The sequence below is a fragment of the Weizmannia sp. FSL K6-3076 genome (genome assembly GCF_038007245.1).
Classification (GTDB): domain Bacteria; phylum Bacillota; class Bacilli; order Bacillales; family Bacillaceae_C; genus Weizmannia; species Weizmannia faecalis.
Genome location: NZ_JBBOWU010000001.1, coordinates 364,960 through 388,798, shown reverse-complemented (window position 1 = coordinate 388,798; position 23,839 = coordinate 364,960). Strand labels below are relative to the sequence as shown.

At 37.6% G+C, this 23,839-nt stretch carries 20 protein-coding genes and 1 pseudogene; 4 read left to right on the top strand and 17 right to left on the bottom strand.

Going from position 1 to position 23,839, the window contains the following annotated elements:
* Window positions 1-93 precede the first annotated feature (93 nt).
* The 15 genes and pseudogenes from NSS95_RS01810 to NSS95_RS01740 form a co-directional block, all read right to left on the bottom strand.
* Entirely contained in the window at window positions 94-1,404 is a 1,311-nt protein-coding gene (locus tag NSS95_RS01810) for a transposase family protein (protein WP_013858128.1), read from the bottom strand.
* A 183-nt stretch (window positions 1,405-1,587) separates the two neighbouring features.
* Complete coding sequence (locus NSS95_RS01805) at window positions 1,588-2,805, bottom strand: hypothetical protein (RefSeq protein WP_340713744.1); 1,218 nt, start codon at window positions 2,803-2,805, stop codon at window positions 1,588-1,590.
* A 191-nt stretch (window positions 2,806-2,996) separates the two neighbouring features.
* Window positions 2,997-3,320 (bottom strand): annotated as a pseudogene (locus NSS95_RS01800) (IS5/IS1182 family transposase); the annotation flags it as partial.
* Window positions 3,321-3,556: 236 nt separating this feature from the next.
* Complete coding sequence (locus tag NSS95_RS01795) at window positions 3,557-4,993, bottom strand: flippase (protein ID WP_328221264.1); 1,437 nt, start codon at window positions 4,991-4,993, stop codon at window positions 3,557-3,559.
* A gap of 20 nt (window positions 4,994-5,013) precedes the next feature.
* Window positions 5,014-6,120, bottom strand: a complete 1,107-nt coding sequence (gene glf, locus NSS95_RS01790; protein ID WP_328221265.1) for a UDP-galactopyranose mutase — start codon at window positions 6,118-6,120, stop codon at window positions 5,014-5,016.
* Window positions 6,121-6,297: 177 nt separating this feature from the next.
* Complete coding sequence (locus NSS95_RS01785; protein ID WP_328221266.1) at window positions 6,298-7,689, bottom strand: O-antigen ligase family protein; 1,392 nt, start codon at window positions 7,687-7,689, stop codon at window positions 6,298-6,300.
* A 99-nt stretch (window positions 7,690-7,788) separates the two neighbouring features.
* The gene (locus NSS95_RS01780; protein WP_328221267.1) at window positions 7,789-8,805 is read right to left on the bottom strand and encodes a galactofuranosyltransferase; all 1,017 of its coding nucleotides are present in this window, start codon (window positions 8,803-8,805) and stop codon (window positions 7,789-7,791) included.
* A gap of 35 nt (window positions 8,806-8,840) precedes the next feature.
* The gene (locus NSS95_RS01775) at window positions 8,841-9,926 is read right to left on the bottom strand and encodes a glycosyltransferase (RefSeq protein WP_328221269.1); all 1,086 of its coding nucleotides are present in this window, start codon (window positions 9,924-9,926) and stop codon (window positions 8,841-8,843) included.
* Between the two features lie 31 nt (window positions 9,927-9,957).
* Entirely contained in the window at window positions 9,958-11,103 is a 1,146-nt protein-coding gene (locus NSS95_RS01770; protein WP_328221271.1) for a CDP-glycerol glycerophosphotransferase family protein, read from the bottom strand.
* A 261-nt stretch (window positions 11,104-11,364) separates the two neighbouring features.
* Window positions 11,365-12,114, bottom strand: a complete 750-nt coding sequence (locus NSS95_RS01765) for a glycosyltransferase family 2 protein (protein WP_328221273.1) — start codon at window positions 12,112-12,114, stop codon at window positions 11,365-11,367.
* A 9-nt stretch (window positions 12,115-12,123) separates the two neighbouring features.
* Entirely contained in the window at window positions 12,124-12,765 is a 642-nt protein-coding gene (locus tag NSS95_RS01760) for a sugar transferase (RefSeq protein WP_328228252.1), read from the bottom strand.
* Between the two features lie 46 nt (window positions 12,766-12,811).
* Window positions 12,812-13,708 (bottom strand): UTP--glucose-1-phosphate uridylyltransferase GalU, encoded by an 897-nt coding sequence (gene galU, locus NSS95_RS01755; RefSeq protein ID WP_035190424.1) that lies wholly within the window; start codon window positions 13,706-13,708, stop codon window positions 12,812-12,814.
* Between the two features lie 334 nt (window positions 13,709-14,042).
* Window positions 14,043-14,807, bottom strand: coding sequence for a tyrosine-protein phosphatase (locus tag NSS95_RS01750; RefSeq protein WP_340713743.1), 765 nt, complete (start codon window positions 14,805-14,807; stop codon window positions 14,043-14,045).
* A 125-nt stretch (window positions 14,808-14,932) separates the two neighbouring features.
* Window positions 14,933-15,628, bottom strand: coding sequence for a CpsD/CapB family tyrosine-protein kinase (locus NSS95_RS01745; protein ID WP_340713742.1), 696 nt, complete (start codon window positions 15,626-15,628; stop codon window positions 14,933-14,935).
* Window positions 15,618-16,355 carry a YveK family protein gene (locus NSS95_RS01740; protein ID WP_340713741.1) on the bottom strand — a complete coding sequence of 246 codons (738 nt, stop codon included), beginning with the start codon at window positions 16,353-16,355 and terminating at the stop codon, window positions 15,618-15,620. Before NSS95_RS01740 ends, NSS95_RS01745 begins: the two co-directional genes overlap by 11 nt.
* A 293-nt stretch (window positions 16,356-16,648) precedes the next feature.
* On the opposite strand from NSS95_RS01740, the gene NSS95_RS01735 reads away from it, so the two are divergent.
* A complete protein-coding gene (locus tag NSS95_RS01735; RefSeq protein WP_340713740.1) occupies window positions 16,649-17,461 on the top strand; it encodes a hypothetical protein in 813 nt (270 codons plus the stop codon).
* Between the two features lie 8 nt (window positions 17,462-17,469).
* Here NSS95_RS01735 and NSS95_RS01730 read toward each other — a convergent pair whose 3' ends face one another.
* Window positions 17,470-18,063, bottom strand: coding sequence for a sigma-70 family RNA polymerase sigma factor (locus NSS95_RS01730; RefSeq protein ID WP_328220324.1), 594 nt, complete (start codon window positions 18,061-18,063; stop codon window positions 17,470-17,472).
* A gap of 289 nt (window positions 18,064-18,352) precedes the next feature.
* On the opposite strand from NSS95_RS01730, the gene NSS95_RS01725 reads away from it, so the two are divergent.
* The 3 genes from NSS95_RS01725 (at window position 18,353) to NSS95_RS01715 (ending at window position 19,497) form a co-directional block, all read left to right on the top strand.
* On the top strand, window positions 18,353-18,829 hold the full coding sequence (locus NSS95_RS01725) for a competence protein ComK (protein ID WP_014096247.1): 477 nt from the start codon (window positions 18,353-18,355) through the stop codon (window positions 18,827-18,829).
* The gene (locus tag NSS95_RS01720) at window positions 18,811-19,101 is read left to right on the top strand and encodes a hypothetical protein (protein WP_152650457.1); all 291 of its coding nucleotides are present in this window, start codon (window positions 18,811-18,813) and stop codon (window positions 19,099-19,101) included. Before NSS95_RS01725 ends, NSS95_RS01720 begins: the two co-directional genes overlap by 19 nt.
* A 210-nt stretch (window positions 19,102-19,311) precedes the next feature.
* On the top strand, window positions 19,312-19,497 hold the full coding sequence (locus NSS95_RS01715) for a CsbD family protein (RefSeq protein WP_017550938.1): 186 nt from the start codon (window positions 19,312-19,314) through the stop codon (window positions 19,495-19,497).
* 726 nt (window positions 19,498-20,223) lie between these two features.
* Here the strand turns inward: NSS95_RS01715 and metH are convergent.
* On the bottom strand, window positions 20,224-23,691 hold the full coding sequence (metH, locus tag NSS95_RS01710; protein ID WP_340713739.1) for a methionine synthase: 3,468 nt from the start codon (window positions 23,689-23,691) through the stop codon (window positions 20,224-20,226).
* Window positions 23,692-23,839 lie beyond the last annotated feature (148 nt).

Here is a 23,839-nt window from a genome sequence, read left to right as displayed (position 1 = left end):
AAAAGAGCCGAATTTGCAAATTTCTTTTTTAAAATTGTGGATAACTTCAAAAAAACCTTTTTTTACATCACATCCTTTGCTATAATATAACCATTAAGTAAACCTTACTTGTATTGGCTTACTTAAATGGGTGAAATCCTCGTCTGTTAAAATGCGTGTCCGAAACGATTCCAACAGATTTGAGGATTTTTCTTTTGCCGTTTTTTTGAGTGCTTTTAAGATTGACGAACCTTTTTCAAACAGCTGTCTAATAATATCTGTTATTTGAACTAATAAATAATGATTTTTCATGGCTGTGTAGTTTTGGCTATTGGCATGTTCTATATTGTAACGATTATTTTTTTGTTCGTTAAATCCTTGATTTTCAATCTTCCAGCGGCTTCTTCCTGCAGCGATGAGTCGTTCCACGTTCTTTTTCGTGATTTTAATATCCGTTATAAATACATACTCTTTCGATTTCCCATCCTCTGTTTTCATTGTGGCCTCCATCAGATTGACCGTTCTGTCTTTGTAGGCAATATCATTCACCCAAACTAATGAATTCTGATCCTTACTTTGTTCCAGCTCTTTTATTGCCTTAAACTCCGTCGAGATACTTTTAATTCTCCCTTCCTTAAATCTGCATATATATTTCCATTTGTGCGCCCTGCACAGATTAAATACCGTTTCACATGCATAGAGACTATCTCCCAAGATACAAATCGGTAGTCTTTTAAATATTTTTTTTATTTTCTTTGCCAGCCTGTCGAAGGCTTTTAATTCACAATCTTGCTTAGAAACATTTTCTGATTCATTTTCGATAAATTCGGAGGCAATACTGAAGACCATATCCCCCACGACAAGCTTGGCTTCAAGTACATGGTGCATATAAAGTACGTTCGTTTCTCCTGTTTCTTTATTTGTATATGCCCGTCTCAGGCAGTGTTTACAATGTTTCTCATGAAAGGTGTGTAATCCAGTTCCATCAATGATGACACCCCAGTACTTTCCTTCAATTCGATAAGACTCGAGAGACCTTTTTTTCAATAATTCTTTAATCATATACGTTCTAATTTTTTCTAATTCATTTACATCTAAGCCAGATAAAAAGTCGTTAATTGTATCATAATGTGGAAGTTCTTCAAGAGAATCTAAGCCTAACACCTTCCCTACATTTTTAATACATTCTTCTTTATTAAAACTCTCACTCATGTTTCTCATGGATTTTAGGCCGGTCATATTTTTCAACATCATCGTAAATAAAAGGACCTCTGGACCATAAGTGATATAGCTTTGATGTCGGTGGTCTGCTACCTTTTTTAGGTTATTCATCAGGTCTTTGAAAAAATGCTTCTGAATTTTAAGGAACTCGAAAAAATAATTTGCTTCTTTTTCACGATTTCTTTTTTCTTTTCTAGTAACCAAAATAAAAACCCCCTCAAAACAGCCAAGTTTAATTAGGGCTTGCTGAACGAATCAAATTTTAGCTTGTATTCGACTTGTCACTAAGCCATGCCAAAATATTCGTCCAGCAAGCTCTAATTATTTAAATTATTACATATTTGGCCGCTTTTTTGGGAGGTATATTTAAATTATCACGAAAAATTTTTACTCCTCAGAGCTGAGTCTTAAATTTGTCTCATCATAATCAATAATGATAGGTTGAATTTTTTTAGAAACTTGTAAGGAAGCTACGGATTTTAAAGACTGAGTCAAATTACCTGGATTTAATTCAGTGCCACGTGGGTGATGGGCTTGGATAATATGTCTTATATCGGAATACCTAAGACCTCTTTCTAAAACATTAGAGTCTGAAGTAATCAAAGGATATAATATCCACTTGTACATTTCTAATACTGTAGTTTGAAAACCATCACCAAATTTCGTTAAAAAATCATTGTATCTTCCGGATTGTTGATTAACTATTTTTCTGATTAATTGTTGTATGTTAGTATCTTTTCCAATAACTTTATTATTTTCCTGTGTTTCTAAAACACCATTTTCTCTACAGACATTATAACAAGCTTCCTGAACAATGTAGACACTATCAAATGAATTTTCTATAAGTTTTGTTTTAAAATCTTCCGCAAATGTAATGTTTAAAAGACTTTCACCCTTTTCTATTACTTCCTTCAGTTCGTCTGGTGTCCACTTATCAGCATTTACTGAGATCACTCTCCCAGTTAAGTCGCCATTATAAATAGTTAGACGATTTTCATCTAACCATACTCCAATAATTATAAAACTGATATCTGAGTTTTCATGAAATGCCTTTAAAGCTATAGAAAAGTCTCTTTGAGCCTCTATATTAAGGTAATGGAAGTCTTCTAATAAAACGCGTTTTTTAAAATTCATCGTTTTTAGTGCGCTGATAATATCGTTGACATCCTCTGGATCTAATTCAAGTGGCTGAGTAGTTACTTCCACTTGATTTGTTTTATCCACTTCAGATGCTAAACTAGATGAAACCAAAGGTGAAAACATTGCCTTTAGTTGTGCAACAATTTTATATTTTCCTGTAGATGTTTTTTTATTTGATTGTGTTATTTCAAAGCCAGCCCGTTTTAATATATTTACGTGAATATCCTCTAAAGTCCATTTATTTGAACAGTGTATAATTATGGCATCTGTTTCTAAAAGATATTTCTTTCTAAGTGATGTTTTACCTTGCTTGGAGCTTCCAAAAACTACAACATGCTTTTTTCGCTTTAAGCTATCGGTAAATAAACTGTCTATATCTTTTCTTATAATATAATTTAAAGGCAAATCCCTGGATATCCCGAAAACATCTTCCGATTTATATACTTCAGTATTGATAACTACCACTCCCTGCAGATATATTTATATTTTGAAGTTTAAAATCCAATTAGACAATTCATTTACTTTTATGAGAACAATAATAATTTTAAATCTACATATTGTACGTTAATTAGGGTTTTGCTGAACGATTTAAATACAATACAGTCAGATACAAGTCCAAATCCGATTGTCAAAATGTAAAATAGTGTTGTGTACCGTTTGGATGGACGTCCCAACCAAGGCCCACTCAGACGAATGCCAAGAGATTGATCCCGGTTTTGTTAGATTTTATCTGTCAAAACCGCTTCCAAATAATATCCGAACCGGCTGTTGACGTTCTCAACGGATTCCCTCAGGGTGATCCCTTCATTGTCTCAAGTTGCTCAATCAAGGCATAGCCACCAACGGCACTGTGGCGACTTTTGAACCGAACCCCACGTTCGCTTTTGCCTTGCCCAGCACAATTGGACGGAAATGCGACTGGGAAATGTCACAATCCAGTGGTCAATCCGGTGTGTTTTCTTCTTGTACATTTCAGCCTTCCACCAAGGGATTATTTAAGAAAAACGGACCCAGCGATTTTTTTATTTCATTTTCCATCAATGGTAGAAAAAGAATCTTCTAAAAAAGTGAATTGATGTTTGATCATTTTGTACATAGTAACGGCCTCCAAGTGTAAGATTTTTTACGTGTTTCCCATAAAATCCTTGCACTTTATAATTGACAAAAGTGGCAGAGATCCTTGTAAAGTCTGGAATTTTTTACTTATCCACAAGTCCTATTTAACCAATCTTTTAATGAAACTTAATCCTTTAATAAATAAATTTCGATTTAACTCATTCTTAAAAATAAATAAAAGAAGAGGATATATTAACAGACCAATAATTATTTGAATAAATGTTGTAATAAAACCAAAGTTCAAGTTCAATCCAATTACTTTTATAACACTGTACATGATTAAACCACTAAAAAAATATTTCCAGGTTGAAGCAAATAATGTTTTATATTTTACTTGTCCCGATAAAAACAGCAATTGTACAAAAGTTACAGTAAACTCAGCAATTAATGTTGCTAGAGATGTACCAAGAGATTGAAAATGAGGTATTAGTAATAAATTTAAAATAAAATTGATAATTGCTCCTACTATAACTGAAATAGTATAACCACGCATTTTTCCTGTTGGCATCAAATATTGCTGACCAATTACATTACTCCATGCTATAAACACAATTATTGGACTAATAATAAATATTATTTCATTAGTCTTGCTAAATTCAGGTCCGAAAAACCAAGGGGTAAACTGTTCAGCAATCCCCATCAAACCAAACATTAATGGAAATGACAAATATGAGGCAAAACCAAAAGATAAATAAAGATAATCGTTTACCTTTGATAAATCTCCCTTTGCAAATGTATTAGCTACTCGTGGCAGCATAACAACACCTGTTGCAGTTACTATAGACAATGCCATTCTCACTATTTTATCAGAGTTATCAAAAAAACCGACTTCATTAGTATCTGATAAATATCCCAACATCGTTTTATTTAATACTAAATAAATTTGGATGGCTACTTGGGGCAAAAAAAGGACTAGTGAAGGTCCCAAATGTGTTTTTACATCATTTAACTTTATTTTTACTTTTTTTATTGTCTTTGGAATATAAAACCATAAAGTTAATTGTCCCAAAAATTGAGATAAAGATAAAATTAATACGTATTTCCACAAATCCTGAGCCGATTTTACAAATATAAATATGCAAACAACCCCAACGAGTTTGACAAACAAATTTCTAGTGACTGTTTTTTTAAAATCTTCCAATCCCATAAACAACCATGATACATCAACCATAGCAGCCAGCAAAAAAAGCGACTGTAAAAGGAAGATATTTTGATATTCCCCTGTTATTTTGAGAAAAAACAAAAATACTATATAAGAAATTAAGGTCGTACTTATTTGTAGAGTGAAAATCCCCCAAAAAGTACGACTTAAATTTTCTTTATCATCTCTTACATACGCGATTGCTCGATTTCCATAAAGAGAAATACCGATTGTTCCAAATAATATAAAGTATTGAATAATAGAATTAGTATATGCATTAATTCCTATACCATGACTCCCAAGTACACGGGAAATATATGGTACTGTAACTAAAGGTACAATCAATGTGATAACTTGATAAATAACATTATAAATATAATTTTTCGTGATACTCATATTTAATTACCCGTTTCATATCATTTAAATTCATTATTTACAACAGTTAGTGCTGCTGCTATAACTTGGTGCATATCATAGTATTTATACATACCTAGTCTACCACCAAAAATAACTTTTGGAGTTTGATCCGCCAATTCATGGTATTTTTTAAATATTTCATTGTTTTTTTCGTCATTCATAGGATAATATGGTTCATCACCTTTTTGCCATGTTTTTGGATATTCTTTAGTGATAACCGTTTTAGACTGAGTTCCAAACTCAAAATGTTTATGCTCGATAATTCTTGTATATGGAGTTTCTGCATCAGTATAGTTTACAACAGCATTCCCTTGATAATTTTCTTGATCCAAAATATCCGTTTCAAATCTTAAACTTCTATATTCAAGTGTGCCAAATTGATAATCAAAAAATTGATCAATCATACCTGTATAAACAATTTTAGGAAACTGCTCTATATACTTATCCTTATTGTTAAAAAAGTCGGTTTCTAGTTCGACATCTATTAAATCACTTGCTAACATTTTTTCCACAATTTGGGTGTAACCACCAATCGGAATGCCTTGATATCTATCATTAAAATAATTGTTATCATAAGTAAAGCGAACAGGTAATCTTTTGATAATAAATGATGGAAGTTCAGTTGCTTTTCGTCCCCATTGTTTTTCAGTATAACCTTTTATCAATTTTTCATAAATATCAGTACCAACTAACGAAATTGCTTGCTCTTCTAGGTTTTTCGGTTTACCAATATGGGCAGCAGCTCTTTGCTCTTCAATTTTAGCTTTGGCTTCATCAGGAGTTATAACTCCCCATAGTTTATTAAATGTATTCATATTAAAAGGCATATTATAGATTTCACCTTTATAGTTTGCTATCGGACTATTTGTATAACGGTTAAACTCTGCAAATTGATTTACATAATCCCAAATCTTTTTGTTATTTGTGTGAAAGATATGAGCGCCATATTTATGTACCTGAATACCCTCTATTTCTTCTGTATAAATATTACCGGCAATGTGATCCCTTTTATCAATTACTTTAACTCTTTTCCCTCTTTTTGCAGCTTCATAAGCAAAGACACTACCGAAAAGTCCTGATCCAACAACAAGATAATCGTAGTTCATTTTAGTCTCCTTTTAATTAATTTTATTTAATTACTTAAGCTAAAAACAGTAAAACGTTACGCGTATGTTCAAAGGCGATTGTATACCTTTTCAATGCTCTTTTTTCAAAAAAGCATTGAAACATAAATTATTTGTCTTTATATTTTGTATTTATATCTTGATAATCTACAACCACTTCTAATTGTCATTTGTCCCATATTCTTTTTTCAAATATTGGCGAACTACAATAAAGAAAAAAAACATAATTAGATAAACACTTTCTGACCAATAGAAAACAAAAAGTGAAGAAATTAAATAAAAGATAACAAAAAAGTGTACAGAATCACTAATAGTCTTTATAAATTTATACTCAAATTCATTATTTGTAATCAAATTTACCTGTTTACTAAATTTCCGAAAATCACTTAACAACTTATAAATATATACTACTAGAAAGATTACTATAATAGTTCCAAATTCTGCAAGCCAGCCAAAAAAAACACTCAAAATCGGATAAAAATTTTGTGCAGAAAAAACATACATATATTCTCCATTATTCGTTGTCCATTGAGGTACATTTTTTAATAAATAATAATTATGAAAATTCCATCCCACTCCAAATATAAAATGTTTAAACCAAGTAACTATAAGTCCAATTGTACCTCCAATTCTATTCATTGAAGAATCACTTTCAGCTTTATTGAATAAATTTTCATTAAGAATTTCCATCATATATGCATTATTAGTTACCACAATGCATAGAATAATAAATAGTATTAAAAAAGATACAGCGGTTAATAACTTTCTTTTGATAGGTAAACTCAACCAAAGAAAACCTACAATCAAGAGGATTGCCAAAATACCAGTTGTTGTCTGGGCAAAAAACAAAATAATTATAACACCTAATAAAGTTAAATAATATAAAGTTGGGTTATACGTGCTTTTTGGAAAAAAAATATTAAATTTATTTTTTATTGCACTTAATAAAAATGGAACAAATACAACTAAAAATTGTATAGCTAAATAATCAGATTCGGGATTAAATCCATTTATCCTATGCAAAGTTTGAACATAACTTCCTTGACTATACCAGCTTCTATCATATCTATTTTCAAAATACTTTCCGATAAAACTTACTGTATTTGTAAAAATATGGGGAAAAATTAAATAGAAAAACTGAAGGTAAGTTACTATCAGCAATATTATCAAAGCTACTCCATTACCTTGTATAAATCTGATCATACTTACTTGATTTTTTACACTAATTCTTACAACTACATAATGGATAATAATGCATCCAAAAAAGAGAAGTAATCTTACATACTCTTTTAAAGGATTTCTATTAGTTATAGCATTCCCTATTTCATAATTACTTAGGAACATCGCAATGAATTGCATAAAAAGAATAATTAATAAGCAAACTATGATTCTTTTATTAAATAAGTATTTAGGTTTTGGAAATTTACCAATAAGTAGAAACATCATTATTATACTAATATATATATATATCGGTAATTCTGTTAAGAATAAGAAAGATGAATTATTCATCTGTTTAATAAACATACTAATAGGTAAAAGTACATATGACATTTTGTTACCCCTATATTAATTCATATTTAAAGTTAGTTTACCTTTAGGAAACATCCTTCACTGTTGTTAAAAATTCAAGTGTAATGCCTTTTTTATAAGTTAATTTATTCCTAATTCAATTAGTGCTTTTTTAATAGCCATTTTAATAAAAAAGCCATTCCTTATTTTTTTTGACACTTCTAATACGTTTTGTTTAATTTCAATATAAGTTTCACTGTCTAGCAAATTAAGTTTATGATCTAATTCATGTAATGATTTAATACAAATTCCTAAGTTATTTTTACTGATAAAATCAGCTAAAGCAGCCTCTTTCCAGATAATCACAGGTATCCCACAACTCAAATAGAGAGAAGTTTTATGTGGATTATTATATTTTAGATATTCACCATATTTGCCATCACAAACATCTAATGAAGTTCCATCCCAGACTAAGCCGAAGTTACCTTTCAGATGCAAAGGCAACTCTTCTGGAGAAAATACACCTTTATATTTAATAATATTATTATTAATTTTTGGTGGATTGGGTCCGTATAATAAGAAATTGACTCCTATACGATCTATTTTTTTTATAAAATTAGATTTTACCAAGTTACCAGCAAATACAACGCTCTTTTCATTGGGTGGTATTGTAACAACTTTATGATTATTACGATAATCAAATATGCCTAATTCAATAATTTTCTTTGTTATGCCATTTAATTGTAGCCATTTTGTCATTTCTTTATTATGAGAAACCACAACATCGAAGCTATTTATAGCTCTCATTTCCTTATTTATTTTATGTAAACTAGCTTGATCTCTAATGGATTCTATGTCGTGAATAACTAGTACCGTTGATATCTGTTTTTCCTTCGTTTGTTTTAATAAACATTTAAAAAAGTATTCACCAGTATATAATGGATATTGTACTACTAGTAAATCTCCTTTATCCATATGTTTCAGTTTTTTCTTTATATTATTATTTACAAACATATACTTTTCCAGTCTACTTATTTCTCTATCAAAAAAAATACTCAGGAAACCCATATCATGTAAAAAAAAGCTTATATCACTTTTTGCTTTGGAACCAGCGTGTTCTTTTTCAGTTTCTATAATATCTAAAATGTACTTTTTCAAAAGCTAGTCACCTACTTAATTTTAATAGCAATGTACTATCTATACCATTTCATATTAATATCTTTAATTACTCGTATAAAACTTTTAATAAATTGATGTGTATAAAAGTTGGTAATTGATTCTTTTAACTTTTTTTGTGAAGGTAAAGCTTCACCATCAACTATATTCTGTAAAATACTTTGTAATTCATTAAGATTATCTTTATTAAACAATCTGCCATTTTCATTATCTTTAATGATATCAGCTGGGCCAACTTCACAATTTGAACTAATACAGTATACTCCTCTAGACAAAGCTTCAACTAATACCATTCCAAATCCTTCGTATTCAGAAGTTAACACTAACGCTGTAGCTTCTTTAACAGTGGACCAAGGATCATCAACCCATCCATGCCAAATAACTCTATCATCTATACCTAACTCTCTTGAAAAAGTCTTACACTTATTTACATCCTTTCCATCTCCGTAAACATCGAGTTGCCAATCTCCACTAATTTTAGACAAAGAAATTAATAAATCTTTCATTCTTTTTTGCCCTTCAAAAGTAATACGACCTATATATATGAAAACCGTTTTATTAATAGGCCTTTTTATAGTACAATCTATCTCTTTAATGGGATTGTAAATTGTATAGATGTTCGAGGTACTTATTTTTAGTTTTTTAAGTTGCTCACTTATTCCCGAACTAACAGCTAAATGAAAATCAGCAAATTTTAAAAGTCTTTTCTTAATATTTGTGTTAGGGGCATTTAATGAAAAATGTATCCACGAAACAATTGGATATTTTCCTTTAGTTAACATTCTTGCAATATATATATATTGGCATAATTGAGTATTAGTGCTGATAACTAAATTTGGTTTTTCACATAACAAATAACGACATAACACTTTAAAATTAACTAAATATCGAATAGCTTTATTAGTATTTTTTTTCAAAACTAATGAAGAGGGCATATCATAATGTACATTTCGCAACCATTCTTCATTCTCTGTCCCACTCAATAAAAACAACTTCATACTATATTCATTAGTATTATTGACTAAGTTATCTACCTCTGTTAGTACTGTTTCTGTCCCTCCCCTCCCGGATAAGCGGGGAACCACTACTATAATTTTTTTCATTTAGGATACACCCTTTAATTATATGAAAATATTACTTAACTTCAAGCTTTTTAAACTCATCTAACACACGTTGGCAATTGTTAGTATCATTAAACTTATAATATTTCTCTTTTAAAAAGTAAAATCTATTAGAATATGTTTCTCTATCTCTTATAACCTCACTAATTCCAGATAATAAATTATTTAAAGACGTATATTTTTCCCCTATTAACTGTCCATCTAAATCAATATATGATCCTCTTTTTTCTTCATATTTCTTCTGATCAAACATATAGAACAGAACAGGTTTATCCAAATAGAAAAAATCCCAACATGAGCTGGAATAGTCAGTAATAAATATCTCGCTATTCAAAATATATTTTTGCAATTCATCATTCGGTTCTAATAATTTTATATAATCGGATTTAATATTGAATGTATCTGCAAATTGGTGAAATAAATAGTGTACATAAAAGTATAATTGGTATCCATTTTTTCTTAACATGTTTTGTAAGTCATCACTTTGTAGAAAGTTCATTACCTCTCTATAATAATCTGTTTTTCTAAACTGCTCTTTAGTTAAACCTTTATTCCATTCCCTCCAGGTGGGGGCATACAAGATTACCTTTTCATATTTATCTCTTTTTATTAATTTATCATACCTGGGATAGCCGGTTATTTTAACTTTAGATTCATCTATGTTCCAATCATTTACCTTTATATTTTTTTCAAAGGCAGATATACTCAAATATAAATCAGCCTTTTTATTCTGTGGTATATTTAATCTCGGCAATTTTAATTTTTTCAATCCTTCTATACCATGACTAAGAAAAACTCTTTTTCCCTTTGGTTTTATAAACGCTGAAATAATTGGGGCAACATCTTGAATGGAGTGAGTAAAAAATACTCCTCTAGAAAAAAAATAATATATATAGTTTTTTATGCTTCCTCTAATTAAATAATTGTATTTCTTTACTTTTCTTAAATCTTTGCTATTTGAATTAATGACCCAATAAGTAATATACTCTTCAGGATATTGTTCACACAAAAAAATAAAAAATTCTTTTCCGTTATCTGTGAATAAGTCACCCTTATGACCACCAACAAGTAATAATCTTTTTTTTAAGAGCTTTTTTTTGTATATTGGCATTAACATTAAAGCTAATACAGCATTAAATAAATAATGCATTTTCTTCATAAATTGTTCGAACTCCTTAATAAAAAGTGTCAAAACACGTTAAAGCAAAAACTGTAATAATACGCTAGAGATCTTCAATTTTAAAAGGTCTTTTTTTAAAAGTTCTTTTTAATTTATTGTCTTTAAATAGTTTAAAGATAATATAATGTAAAGGGTAATATTTGAGTATTTATTAAACACTTCCAACTTTGTCATGATATTACCAATTATATTAGAAATCAGGAAAACTTTTTTAATTTAAAATTTAACATAGGTAGGATATCAATATTTTTTTAACCAAAAATAAATTAGTCCTTTTAAATGCAAGAACCACATTTTATTGAATCTTTTTTTACTTGTCATTCTTTGATAATGATGGGTTATCTTTACTTCCGGAAAATACCATACTTCTAAACCTTTTGTCCAGAGCCTTTTACAAAATTCGGCGTCCTCTGGAGCATAAAAGATATTTTCGTCTAACAAACCAACAGTGTTGAATATTTCTTTTTTTAACAACCAAGCAGCAGAAATGCAATAATCTACCGTTTGTATCTCTTTCAAGTCATACGGTGTATTGACTTTTCCCAAAAACCTAGCTAACTTATTACCCAGAGTAGGAAACTTTAGAGCTGAGGCTTGAATAGTACCATCTGTATGTACTAATTGCGGCTGTATTAAACCAATCTTTTTACTTGAAATTTTAGAAAAGCTATTTAATAAACTTAGAACATCAGTATCGGAAAAATCCGTATCGCTATCTACTATTAAAATATTTTCATATTTTGCCTTTTTAATTGCTAAATTTCTAGGTTTTGTTGTCCCAAAATTTTTAGAAAGAATATAGGTTTTAATATTATTATATTTTTTTGAATACTTATTTAAAATCTTAACAGTACCATCTTTTGAATTATTATCAACTATTATTATTTCAAAATCACAATTAATTTCCTCTAAACCTTTTATAAGGGAACTTAACATTGAGCTAATATAAGTTTCACTATTCCAAGTCAATGTTATTACGCTTAATTCCATATTTTTAATTTAATATGCCCCTTTCTTTAGAATTACCATAAAAATTGTTTTTAAAAAAATATATAAATCAAATAATAAAGACTGATTATTAACATAATATAGTTCTAAATTGACTCTTTCAGGATAACCAACATTACTTCTTCCACTAACTTGCCAATAGCCAGTTATCCCCGGCTTGACAGATAAAAATTCGTTCTTCCTTTCTCCATATTCTAATAGTTCTTCTTCTACAACTGGTCTTGGACCCACTAAACTCATGTCACCTTTTATAACATTTATTAATTGCGGTATTTCATCCAAGCTGGTTTTTCTTAAAAACCTCCCTAATTTTGTGATTCTTGGATCCTCTTCAGGCTCTAACTTATAATTATTTTTTAAATATTTTTGGTAAAGTACTTTATTTGCTTTTAACTTCTCATCTGCATCTACAATCATTGATCGGAACTTATAAATATAAAAAAGTTCACCGCCCTTTCCTACTCTATTTTGTTTAAAAATAAGTGGACCTTTATTTTCTCCAAACAGATAAAAGAAACCAATGAATAAAAATAGAGGTGATACGATAATCAAACCAATGATCGAGATAACTAAGTCAATAGACCTTTTGCACACAGTATATATTTTTGAATTATTTGATCGATCAATGGATATTTCTTTCGTATTAGGCTGAACTGACAATTTTTTGCTATACCCTAAATCAGACAAGCTCGCTACTCCCCTTCTTTATGGCATCTAATCTATCTTCCAAGAATTGAATTAGTTCATTTTTAATCTCATCATGCTGTAAAGCCATTTCAATATTTGAAGTAACAAACCCCAATTTCTCCCCAACATCATACCGCTTGCCCTCAAACTGGTAAGCAAATACTCTTTGAATCTGGTTCAGTTGCTGGATGGCATCTGTTAATTGGATCTCGCCGCCGGCACCTTTTTCCTGTTTGTCCAGGAACATAAAGATTTCTGGTGTCAGTAAATAGCGTCCGATGATGGCCAGATTGGATGGTGCAGTGCCTTGTTTTGGCTTTTCGACAAATTTGTCAACTTGATATCGGCGGCCTTCTTTGGAAGCGGGTGCGATAATGCCATACCGATGTGTTTCTTCTTCCGGGACTTGCTGGACGCCGATAACGGAAGAACGGGTTTCTTCGTACTGATCAATGAGTTGTTTTAAGCATGGCGGATCGTTTTGGACGATGTCGTCACCCAAAAGGACCGCAAATGGTTCGTCGCCGATAAAGTTGCGAGCGCACCAAACGGCATGCCCCAAGCCGAGCGGTTCTTTCTGTCGGATATAGTGGATATTGGCTAAGTTGGATGAGTAGCGGACTTTATCTAAGAGGTCGAATTTTCCTTTTTCAGCAAGGTTTTGTTCAAGTTCCCAGGCGTTGTCGAAATGGTCTTCGATCGCACGCTTCCCTTTTCCGGTTACAATGATGATGTCTTCGATGCCGGATTCAACGGCTTCTTCGACTATGTATTGGATCGTAGGCTTGTCCACAATTGGCAACATTTCTTTCGGCATCGCTTTTGTTGCAGGCAAAAACCGTGTTCCGAGGCCTGCAGCCGGGATAATTGCCTTTCTCACTTTTTTCACGTAAATTCCTCCTTATTCTAATTGATTTTTAAGATTTGCGCAGTACGATAAAAACAATCGATGTTTGTTCTTCCAGCATTCGGGTATAAAAATAAATGATCGGGCATCTAACCCGCCCTCACACCACACTCTTGACGACAGGCGTCTAAGGTGCACACACACCCACAGCATGGCCGAGTGCCTCGCACGATAACGGATGAGAGACATACCCGAAATAGCTGTTCCAAAATCAAGCAACATTGGATAAAACTGTTTGCCAAAAACAGCGGAGCAGCCCCATAGTTCCATTCATATACCTTGATGCTTCTCCTAAAATGCTAAAAAAGAAGGACAATTAAAACAAACCAAACAATTTCTTTTGTCTTACTGGCTGCGGAATTTCTCTGTAAATGGATTGGCCGCCTGCAAGCAGTTCGGCGTTTTCTGTAAAGAAGTAGAGCATATCCGTGCCGTATTTCTTTTCAATTTCGTCCGCTGCTTCATCCATTTTAAAAGCACGCGTTTTTACATTATGGGCGTCTGATGCAAGAAAATGGGTGAGATTCGCTTCTATCAGTTGTTCGGTAAATTTTTTAATCTTTTTCCCGAAAGCACCAGTTAAGCTTGCGGCTGTAATTTGTGTTGCCACACCATTATTCACCATTTCATACAACCGATCCGGATGCTGAATCAGCTCCGCGTTCCTTTCCGGATGCACGATAATGGGCACCAGGCCCTTCACTTGTATCTCGTATAAAAGGGTTTCCGCGTAGCGCGGCACATGCCCTGATGGAAACTCGATAAACAGGTAAGAAGTGCCGGCCAACGTTTGAATTTCCCCTTTTTCATAGTCTTCCAAAATTTCTCCATAAATCCGGTTTTCCTGCCCTGGCAGAATCTCCAGATCAATTTGTTCTTCTTTCAATCTTTCATTCAATTCATTGACTTTTTGAACGATTTCTGTTTTGCGGTTTTCGTATTTCCCGTTCATATGATGAGGGGTGGCAATAATCTGCTTGATCCCCTGGGAGACGGCTTGTTTTGCCATATCAAGGCTGTCGTATATCGTTTGCGCACCGTCGTCAATTCCCGGCAAAATATGGCAATGAATATCCATCATCCCGTACCCCTCCAAACATGTGAAAAAATGAAATTCCGTTTCAATGAAAACCAAACTCTATACAAAATTATAGTGTATTCTTATCTTTTTTCAATAGTGTTTGGAAAATTTCCACTTAAATGGTGTCAGTCTTTACCATAATAGTAATAATAATGCGTATTTTGCGTTTTCTTGTTGTTTAAGACGACCCCAAGCAGATTGGCATTTGCAGATTCCAGCAATTCTTTCGATTTTTTGACGGCATCTACTTCCGCTTTCCCGCTTGAGACGACAAGAATCGTGCCATCACACTGATTGGTTAACACTTGCGCATCGGTGACAGCCAAAACCGGTGGTGTATCGAGTAAAATAATATCGTATTGTTCTTTTGCTTCCTTAAAAAATTCCTTCATTGCCTTTGAGCTTAACAGTTCTGCCGGGTTTGGCGGAATCGGGCCGCTTGTTAAAACATGCAAATGGTCCACATCGGTTTTGACCGCCGTTTCCTCGAGTGTACCCTGTTTTGTCAGCACGGTTGTTAAACCAAATGTATTCGTCATCCCGAACGTATAATGGACAGTCGGGCGGCGTAAATCGGCATCGACAAGGAGGACCCTTTTCCCTTGTTGGGCAAAGACAACAGCGAGGTTGCCGACAATCGTCGATTTTCCTTCTCCCGGCCCGCTTGAAGTGACCATCAAAAGCTGCAGGTCTTGGTCGACAGAAGAAAAACTGATGTTTGTACGGATCGTCCGAAATTGTTCGGAAATCGGCGACGTTGGATTTAGCTTTGAGATTAATTTTCTTCTTGTATTCAACAGCTTTGTTTTTTTAGGCGCCAACCGTCTCAACCTTTCTTTTTGTTTTTTTTCCTGCGCGGTTCAAACCATTCAATTCCTGATCGTCAATTTGCCCAATCACGCCAAGGACAGGCAATTCCAAAATTTGTTCAATATCCTGTTCATCTTTAATCGTGTTGTCGAGGTATTCAAGCAGAAAGGCAATCCCAACACCCACCATCAGGCCGACAACAAGTGCAATCGCAATATTCAGCAACGGTTTCGGGCTAACAGGTCCCGTAGGCACTTGTGCTTTCGAAATAACGGTCACATTGTCGACTTTCATAATGGATTTGATTTCTTTTTTGAACACTTCCCCGATTTTATTGGCAATTTTGGTTGCTATATACGGGTTTGTATCTTTTACCGTCAAAGTAAAGACTTGTGAATTTTGCTCTGTGCTGACTTCGATTTTGTTGTTCAGTTCGTCCGTTGTCATGTCGAGTTTCAGTTCGTCAATCACTTTATCCAAGATCGACGGGCTCTTAATAATCACATTATATGTATTGACCAGCTGAACGTTTGTTTGTACGGCATTGGTGGTATACATCGATTGGTCATCGCTTGCTTTATTGACAAGGATTTGTGTCGATGATTCATAGACAGGCGTCACCACAAAATAGGTCACAATGGCCGTCACAATCATCGCCCCCAGTGTAATCAGCGCGATCATCGAAAGTCGTTTGCGCAGCACCTGCATCAATTCTTTTAAACTAATTGTGTCTTCCATAAGTTCCTCCCTTTAGATCTGCAGCACAAATGCGAAATAGATAGAAAACTATCATACATTATATCATAGATCATTCCGAAATTTGTGGGAAACTGAAATAAATTTAAACAATTTGATACAATTTGTATTAAACCACAATATTTTGCAGAAAGAAACCGGTTAGATAGTCTTCCTGTATTTACCTTTTGCGGATTTTCTTTCAATTTTGGTTGTGCAATTTGTCTTTTTTTGTCATAATTTTTTATAGGTTTGCACGGACGTTTCATAAGCGATGATGAGCGGAGGTATGATGTATGAAAATATTCACGGCGATTTTGTCGGCTGTTGTCGTCATTGCCGTATTGGTAGTTGGGCATCTGTACTGGGGGTATAAAACGGATCCAAGCCGGTTCAAGCCGGATTCTGTAGCAGTAAAAGCGGAAAAGACAAAGGCAGAACCGACCACGGGGAAAAAGCGCGACGTAAACAAAACGGGCCAGCCGGAGACTTCTCTAGTGGCTTACACGAAAAACTGGCCGAAAAAAGCCCGCGCGGATTTTGAAAACGCACTTTCCAAGAAGCGAGCCTACAAAATTGCGATTGTCGGTTCGGACGCGATGGGTGCGAATACGCATGGCTGGGGGCCACAGTTGAAGCAGGCGTTGAATGATACGTACGGCAGCCATGTGTCGGTTTCCCTTTTTTCCTATCATTTAAATTCCGATGAGTTTATCCGTGAAGGCAAGTATAAAGACGTCGCCCATTTCAAACCGGATCTCATTTTGTTTGAGCCGTTTATTTTAATCAACAACGGGGCTGTGGCAATGGACAATCAGCTTGATGATATCAAAACGGCCGCTGCTGCCTGGGATGATGCCGTGCTGATGATTCAGCCTTCATACCCGCTCTATAAGGCAGCGAATTATCCGGCGCAGGTGAAAGAGCTAGCGTCGTACGCAAAAAAAGAAGGTTACACATACCTGGATCATTGGAAATACTGGCCAGACCCGGACAGTGACGCATTCAAATCGTATGTCACCTTTCAAAATGGCGAACAAACCGCCCCAAGCAACAAGGGCACAAAAGCATGGTATGACTACTTGCGCAAGTTTTTCATCGCAGAGTGAGGAAGCAGTCAGTGCTTCCTCTCTTTTTGCTCCATACTCTTTCTGATTTTCTCGAGGGCTTGTCTCCGCCATTTTTTTACCGCCTCGACGGACTTGCCTTCGCGAAATGCGATTTCACCTTGTTTCAATTGTTCATAAAAAGTAGCCACTACCCATTTTTTCTCTTTTTCCGTAAGACCGTCGCAATAGGACAGCAGGGTTTCAAGCTCAAGCGGGGGACGAAGCGACTCGTCCACTTTCACATTCCAAAATTCCTCTTTCGGAAATGCAAACATTTTTTCCTCCCGCCGCCTTTTCGTGAGTTCGGTCAGCATTTTCCCACGGATCGTGTTGTACGCATAGCTCGTGAATGACCCTTTGTCGTCCTGCCTGTTCTGATACGCTTCCCACAGCGCAATCATACCGATCTGCTCGAACTCATCGATGTTTTTGTAAATGCGGAGTTTGCGGATCATATGAAAAATCATCGGCCGGTATTGCCTGAGCATTTCTTCAAAATTTTCCACTTTGCTTCCCCTTTTGGAAAGCGCGCTTTCCTTGAATTCCCGGGTTGATTGTAAAATAACAGGTTCAAAGGAAGAGGGCGAACCGGCGATCGTCATTTTTTCGTTTCCAAAACATCCTGTTTTCCGCGGGAAAATTTGATATTTTTTAAGGGAAAACGTGAAATTTTGGCCAAGATTTACATGGATTAAAAATAATAACAAAATTGTAAATTCATGCTTTATTTTTTAGAAATTTATAGTATAATAGGACTATAAAAATCAATGATATCCCTCTTCTTTTGGGGAAGGATACTTTGATGGCAGCAAGACATGGCACCCCTGGCAATTCTGCCCCTGAAAGTGAAGCGGGAGGGAAAGCACAAATTAACATGAGGGGGTATTTTTTGTGACAGAAAAAATTGACTACCTAATCAGGAAAGAAACGATGGCGCTGGATACCGCATTTGATCCGGAATATCAAACAGTCATTTATGATCAGGACGGCGTTTTTCGCTCACGGAAGAGCAAGCTTGAATTATTACGGGACGCTTGCATCCATTACCGGATGTGCGATTTTGAAGGCGTTCTCAAGGGAACAAAACAAATTTTTAACTTTAATAAGGCACCGATTGTGGTGGGGGATGGTTTGATTGCAACACCGACAAAATCCCCGAGATCGTATGACTGCCAGTTCATTTTCCTGGCAAACATAATAGACTTTGATGCCACGGCGGACGGCCTTTATGTTACTTTTTCCAATCAGCAGCAGCTGAAACTGAACTGCTCCGTGCATACATTTCAGAAACAATTCAGCCGCACGATTATTTGTGCCAGCTATTACCATGGCCTCGGCAAATACATACCATGGAAGAAAATGATCTAGGGGCTGTTTTCAGGTGCTTTGAGAACGGGCGTGCAATCGTTGAAATTGGGCGTTACGCCGAACACACATCCACTCTGCAACACCATCCAACCTATATACGCATGCGTTTCCTCATTCCAATTTTGGAGCGAGACGGAGATGATGCGCATGCGTTCCCTTTACCTTATTCACGTCCCATAAAATATCACAGCTCTGTTGCCTGCTTTTTGCAAATGGATATCGCCTTGTTGCAATCTTTTTATATTGAACTCTATCTCTTTCTCCTGTTGTAATAGGTGTATTTTTGGTTGTGGCGGTGCCCCTATTTGATTTGGTTTTGGCCCTTTATTTTTTTGCTTTTGGACGTGATAGGTCAAATTTTGCGCAAATGATCTGCGCCGGTCGGATAACTAGCCTGTCCATTTATTTCTTTTGCATTTTTCGTTTATCGGCCTGTGATCAGGGAATAGGAAAGATGAACAATATGAATGGGAGGAATGAAAATGGATCAAGACTCCACGAAGGACAAGCTCAAAGGAAAAGGGAACAAATTGAAAGGCGAAGCAAAAGATACGTGGGGTGAAATCACCGGCGATGCGGAAAAACAAGCTGAAGGCAAAATGGACAAATTGAAAGGCGAGGCCCAGGACTCGGTCGGTAGTGCAAAAGACCGCCTCTCCCGTAAGTAAGCCATTTGCATTTGGTAAGTTGCTAGAAAGCAATGGAGCTTTTGGACTTTCATTGGCTAAGAACAGAAAAGAACGAAACGGCTCAATGCGGATTTTCCACTCATGCCGTAAAGGATACGGCATGAGTGGAAGAATGAAAATTAGCCGCAGTCGCCGCACATTTTTAGATAGATGGATGTAAAGCCCGGATTTCGGTATTCGGGCTTTTTTATATGGGTATTTCCGTGGAAATATTGCTGGTTTTGTCGAGATGAATCGTATCTTGTCATCTTGTCATGCCACCAAAAACGTCAATATTCGCAGCCATTGGGAATGTTAAGTTATGCAAGGATGATGACAGCACTGGCCGAATTTGAGATGTACAGGTTTTATTCAGCCGGCGTTGATTTAGCGTAGACGTTCAATGCCACAGGGAACGTGGTAGGTGAAAGCATGGCGTTATTTTATATAGAAAGAAAGCGGGTCAAGCATGTTCGTACGTCTATTCTTCTATCATATCGAAGAAGGGCTTGCTGGCAAGTGGAATTTGTTCAGAAAATCCTGTTCAACATGCACAGTTTTCAGTGGAATGTTTCCCGTGGAACATTGAGGGCGGAACAGAAAAATCGGGTTAGCGCAGATTTTGTCGAATCATTTGGTTTTTTGTAAAAAGCAACATGGCACTGGACTCTGAAAAAGTCGTAAATGGTTTAAAAAACCGAAGCGGGCCAGGGCCCGCTTCGGGAGTTATACCGCAAAATATCTTGCCTCAGGATGGGAGAATACAAGCGCGGTGACGGCGGCTTCGGGTTCCATCATGTAGCCTTCGGTCAAGTGGAGGCCGATTTTTTGCGGTTGCAACAATTTAAACAGTTTGGCCTGGTCTTCGAGGTTCGGGCAGGCCGGGTAGCCGAAAGAGTAGCGCTGGCCCTGGTATTTGGCGGCAAAGCGTTGCTGCATTGTGAAATCAGCCGGGTCCGGGAAGCCCCATTGGCCGCGTATCAGTTCATGCAGTCGCTCGGCGAAACCTTCTGCCGTTTCGAGGGCAAGCGCCTGGAGAGCATGACTTTTGAAATATTCGCCCGCTTCTTTCAAATAGCGTGCATGATGGCGGATGTTTTTGCCGGCGACGACCGCGAACATGCAGACATAATCTACGACCCCGCTGTCCACGCTCCGGACATAATCGGCAAGGCACAAATACGGCGGCTTTGCCTGGCGTGGGAACGTGAATCGCTCTAGGACGGATAAAGATTTCGGATCTAATGTACCAGGCTCTCCAGCTGGTTCATAAACAATCAAAGTATTCCCATCCGACTGGGCAGGGAAAAACTGGTATACAGCGGAGGGCTGAAGCAATTTTTCTTTCATCACCCATTCGCGCAGTTCATCCACCTGCTGTTTCAACTTGAGGGCGCGTTCGTCTCCCTCCGCAAGCAGCTTTTCGACGCGGCCTTTCAATCCTAAATGGTGGCCGAGGAGCATTTGCATGTTCACGTAGGGCTCGATATGGGCAAGCGGATAATTGCGCAGCACATGCCGCTTCAAATCGGCCGGCTGGTAAACGAGCGCATCCGGGGATACCGAAGAACGGCGCGATAAAGTCGCAACAGGTGCCCCGCCGGCATTCACGGCCGCCACCACCCTTGTCCCGCCGCTGCGCTGGTTGGCAAGTTCCGTTTCGAGCGAGCTGCGTTCCGATTCATCCTGCAATTTGTTCGCAAGCGTGAGGCCCTCCATTGCGTCTTTTGCATACAGCACAAGCCCTTTATATTGCGGAGCAATTTTATTTACCGTGAATTTCCGTGACAGGGCTGCGCCGCCGACCAGTATCGGCTGGTGGATGCCCGCTTCCCGCAAATCCTGGGCAGTGACGACCATTTGCTGGGCGGATTTGACAAGAAGGCCGGATAGCCCGATTACATCCGGTTTCTCTTTGCGGACGGCGTGGATAAGATCAGCCGGGGCCACTTTGATGCCAAGGTCGACCACTTTATAGCCATTATTCGACAAAATGATGTCGACCAGATTTTTGCCGATATCATGGACGTCGCCTTTCACGGTTGCGAGCAGCACTTTCCCTTTTGTGCTTGTTTCATTTTTTTCCATAAAAGGCTCGAGGAATGCGACGGATGCTTTCATCACTTCCGCACTCTGCAAGACTTCTGCGACAATGAGCTGGTTGTCGTTAAACAGGCGGCCGACTTCCGCCATCCCCTCCATAAGCGGGCCGTTGATAATGGCGAGCGGATCCGGGTATTCTTTTAAAGCCTGTTCCAGGTCCGGGATGAGGCCTTCTTTCGTCCCTTCGACAACATAATTCGCAAGCCGTTCAGCAAGCGTCATCGTGCGCTTTGGCGCTTTTTTCTCCTGCACTTTACCGCGGTAATATTCGGTGAACGCGGCGAGGGCTTCGTCACTCGTTTCAAACAACAGTTTTTCGGCCATTTTCACGTTTTCTTCCGGGATGGACGCAAAGCGTTCGAGTTTTTCTGTGTTCACGATGGCGTAATCCAGCCCGGCTTTCGTACAATGGTAGAGAAACACTGAGTTTAGCACTTCACGCCCGGCTGGCGGCAGCCCGAATGAAACATTGCTGACGCCGAGGATTGTCTGGCATTCCGGCATCGCTTCTTTGATGAAGCGGATGCCTTCGACCGTTTCTTTTGCTGCGCCAAAATACTGCTTGTCGCCGGTGCCGGCCGGGAACACGAGCGTGTCAAAAATAAGATCACGCGGGTTGAGCCCGTACGTATCGACGAGCAGATCATAAGAGCGGCGCGCAATCTCAAGTTTCCGTTCGGCAGTGACAGCCATCCCCTCTTCATCGATCGTGCCGACGACAACGGCACCCCCGTATTTTTTGAGGAGCGGCACGACTTTTTCAAACCGTTCCGTACCGTTTTCAAGGTTAATGGAATTGACAATGCTTTTTCCCTGGCAGTATGTAAAAGCTTTTTCGATTACGTTTTCGTCTGTGGAATCGATCATAAACGGCACTTTCACTTTTTTCACGGCGATCGAAATAAAATTTTCCATATCGCTGATTTCATCGCGGTCCGGATCGGCGAGGCAGATGTCGATGATCTGTGCGCCATTTTTAACCTGTGTGCGGGCAATTTCACTTGCTTCTTCCCATTTGCCTTCCGCGATCAGGCGCCGGAACTTGCGCGAGCCGATGACGTTTGTGCGTTCGCCGACAAAAATCGGACGGGTGGACGGGTCATCGTAAATAAATGGTTCGATCCCGGAGACGGCGTGGTGTTCTTGTTTTGCAGGCTGGCGCGGCGGGAGCCCGGCAAGTGCTTCATTCAGTGCTTTGATATGGGCAGGTGTTGTGCCGCAGCAGCCGCCTGCGATGTTGAGCCAGCCTTTTTCGGCGAAGCCTTTCATTTTGACAGCGAGCGATTCCGGTGTTTCGTGGTAATGCCCTTCTTCGTCGGGAAGCCCGGCGTTCGGGTAGCAGCTCACTGCCGTTTTGGCGAGCCCCGCGAGTGTGCGGATCGAGTCGGCCATGAACTCCGGGCCGGTCGCGCAGTTAAGCCCGACTGCGGCCGGCTGCATATGCTCGACGGAAATGTAAAATGCTTCAATGTTCTGACCAGCAAGCGTTGTGCCCATCGGTTCGATGGTGCCGGAGATGAGAAGCGGCAGTTTTTTTCCGGTTTCGTTGAATGCATCCGTAATGCCAAGAAAAGCGGCTTTGACGTTCAGCAAGTCCTGCGATGTTTCGAGGAGAAGCACGTCGGCGCCGCCTTTTATGAGCCCGCAAGCCTGTTCCTGGTAAGCGGTTTTGAGCGCGTCAAAAGTGGTGCCGCCTGTGACGGAGAGCGTCTTTGTTGTCGGACCCATCGAACCAGCGACAAACCGCAGCCGGCCGGGTGTGGAATATTTTTCGGCAGCCTGCTTGGCGATGCGCGCGGCTTCGATGTTGATTTTTTCAGCAAGGTGCCCGAGGCCGTACTCGTTAAGAACGATGGACGTTGCGCCAAAGGTATTAGTTTCGATGATATCGGCCCCCGCCTCGAGATATGCTTCATGGATCGAGCGGATGATATCGGGCGCTGTGAGATTCAAGTATTCATTGCAGCCTTCATATGCTTCGCCGCCAAAATCCGCCGCGGTAAGGTGTTGCTGCTGGATCATCGTCCCCATCGCCCCGTCAAGGATGAGAATGCGGTTTGCAAGCTGCTGTTCAAATAACGTTTGCCCCATGAAAAATTCCCCCTTTGGTTGTACGTTTGATATTGAGATTGCGACGTACGGTAACATTTGGTACCTGGCTGGGCCGCGTTCCGATGCTGGCGATGCCGGTGCCACTTTTGATTGAGTTTAAAGTGCATGCATCTCGCCGGGGCTGACG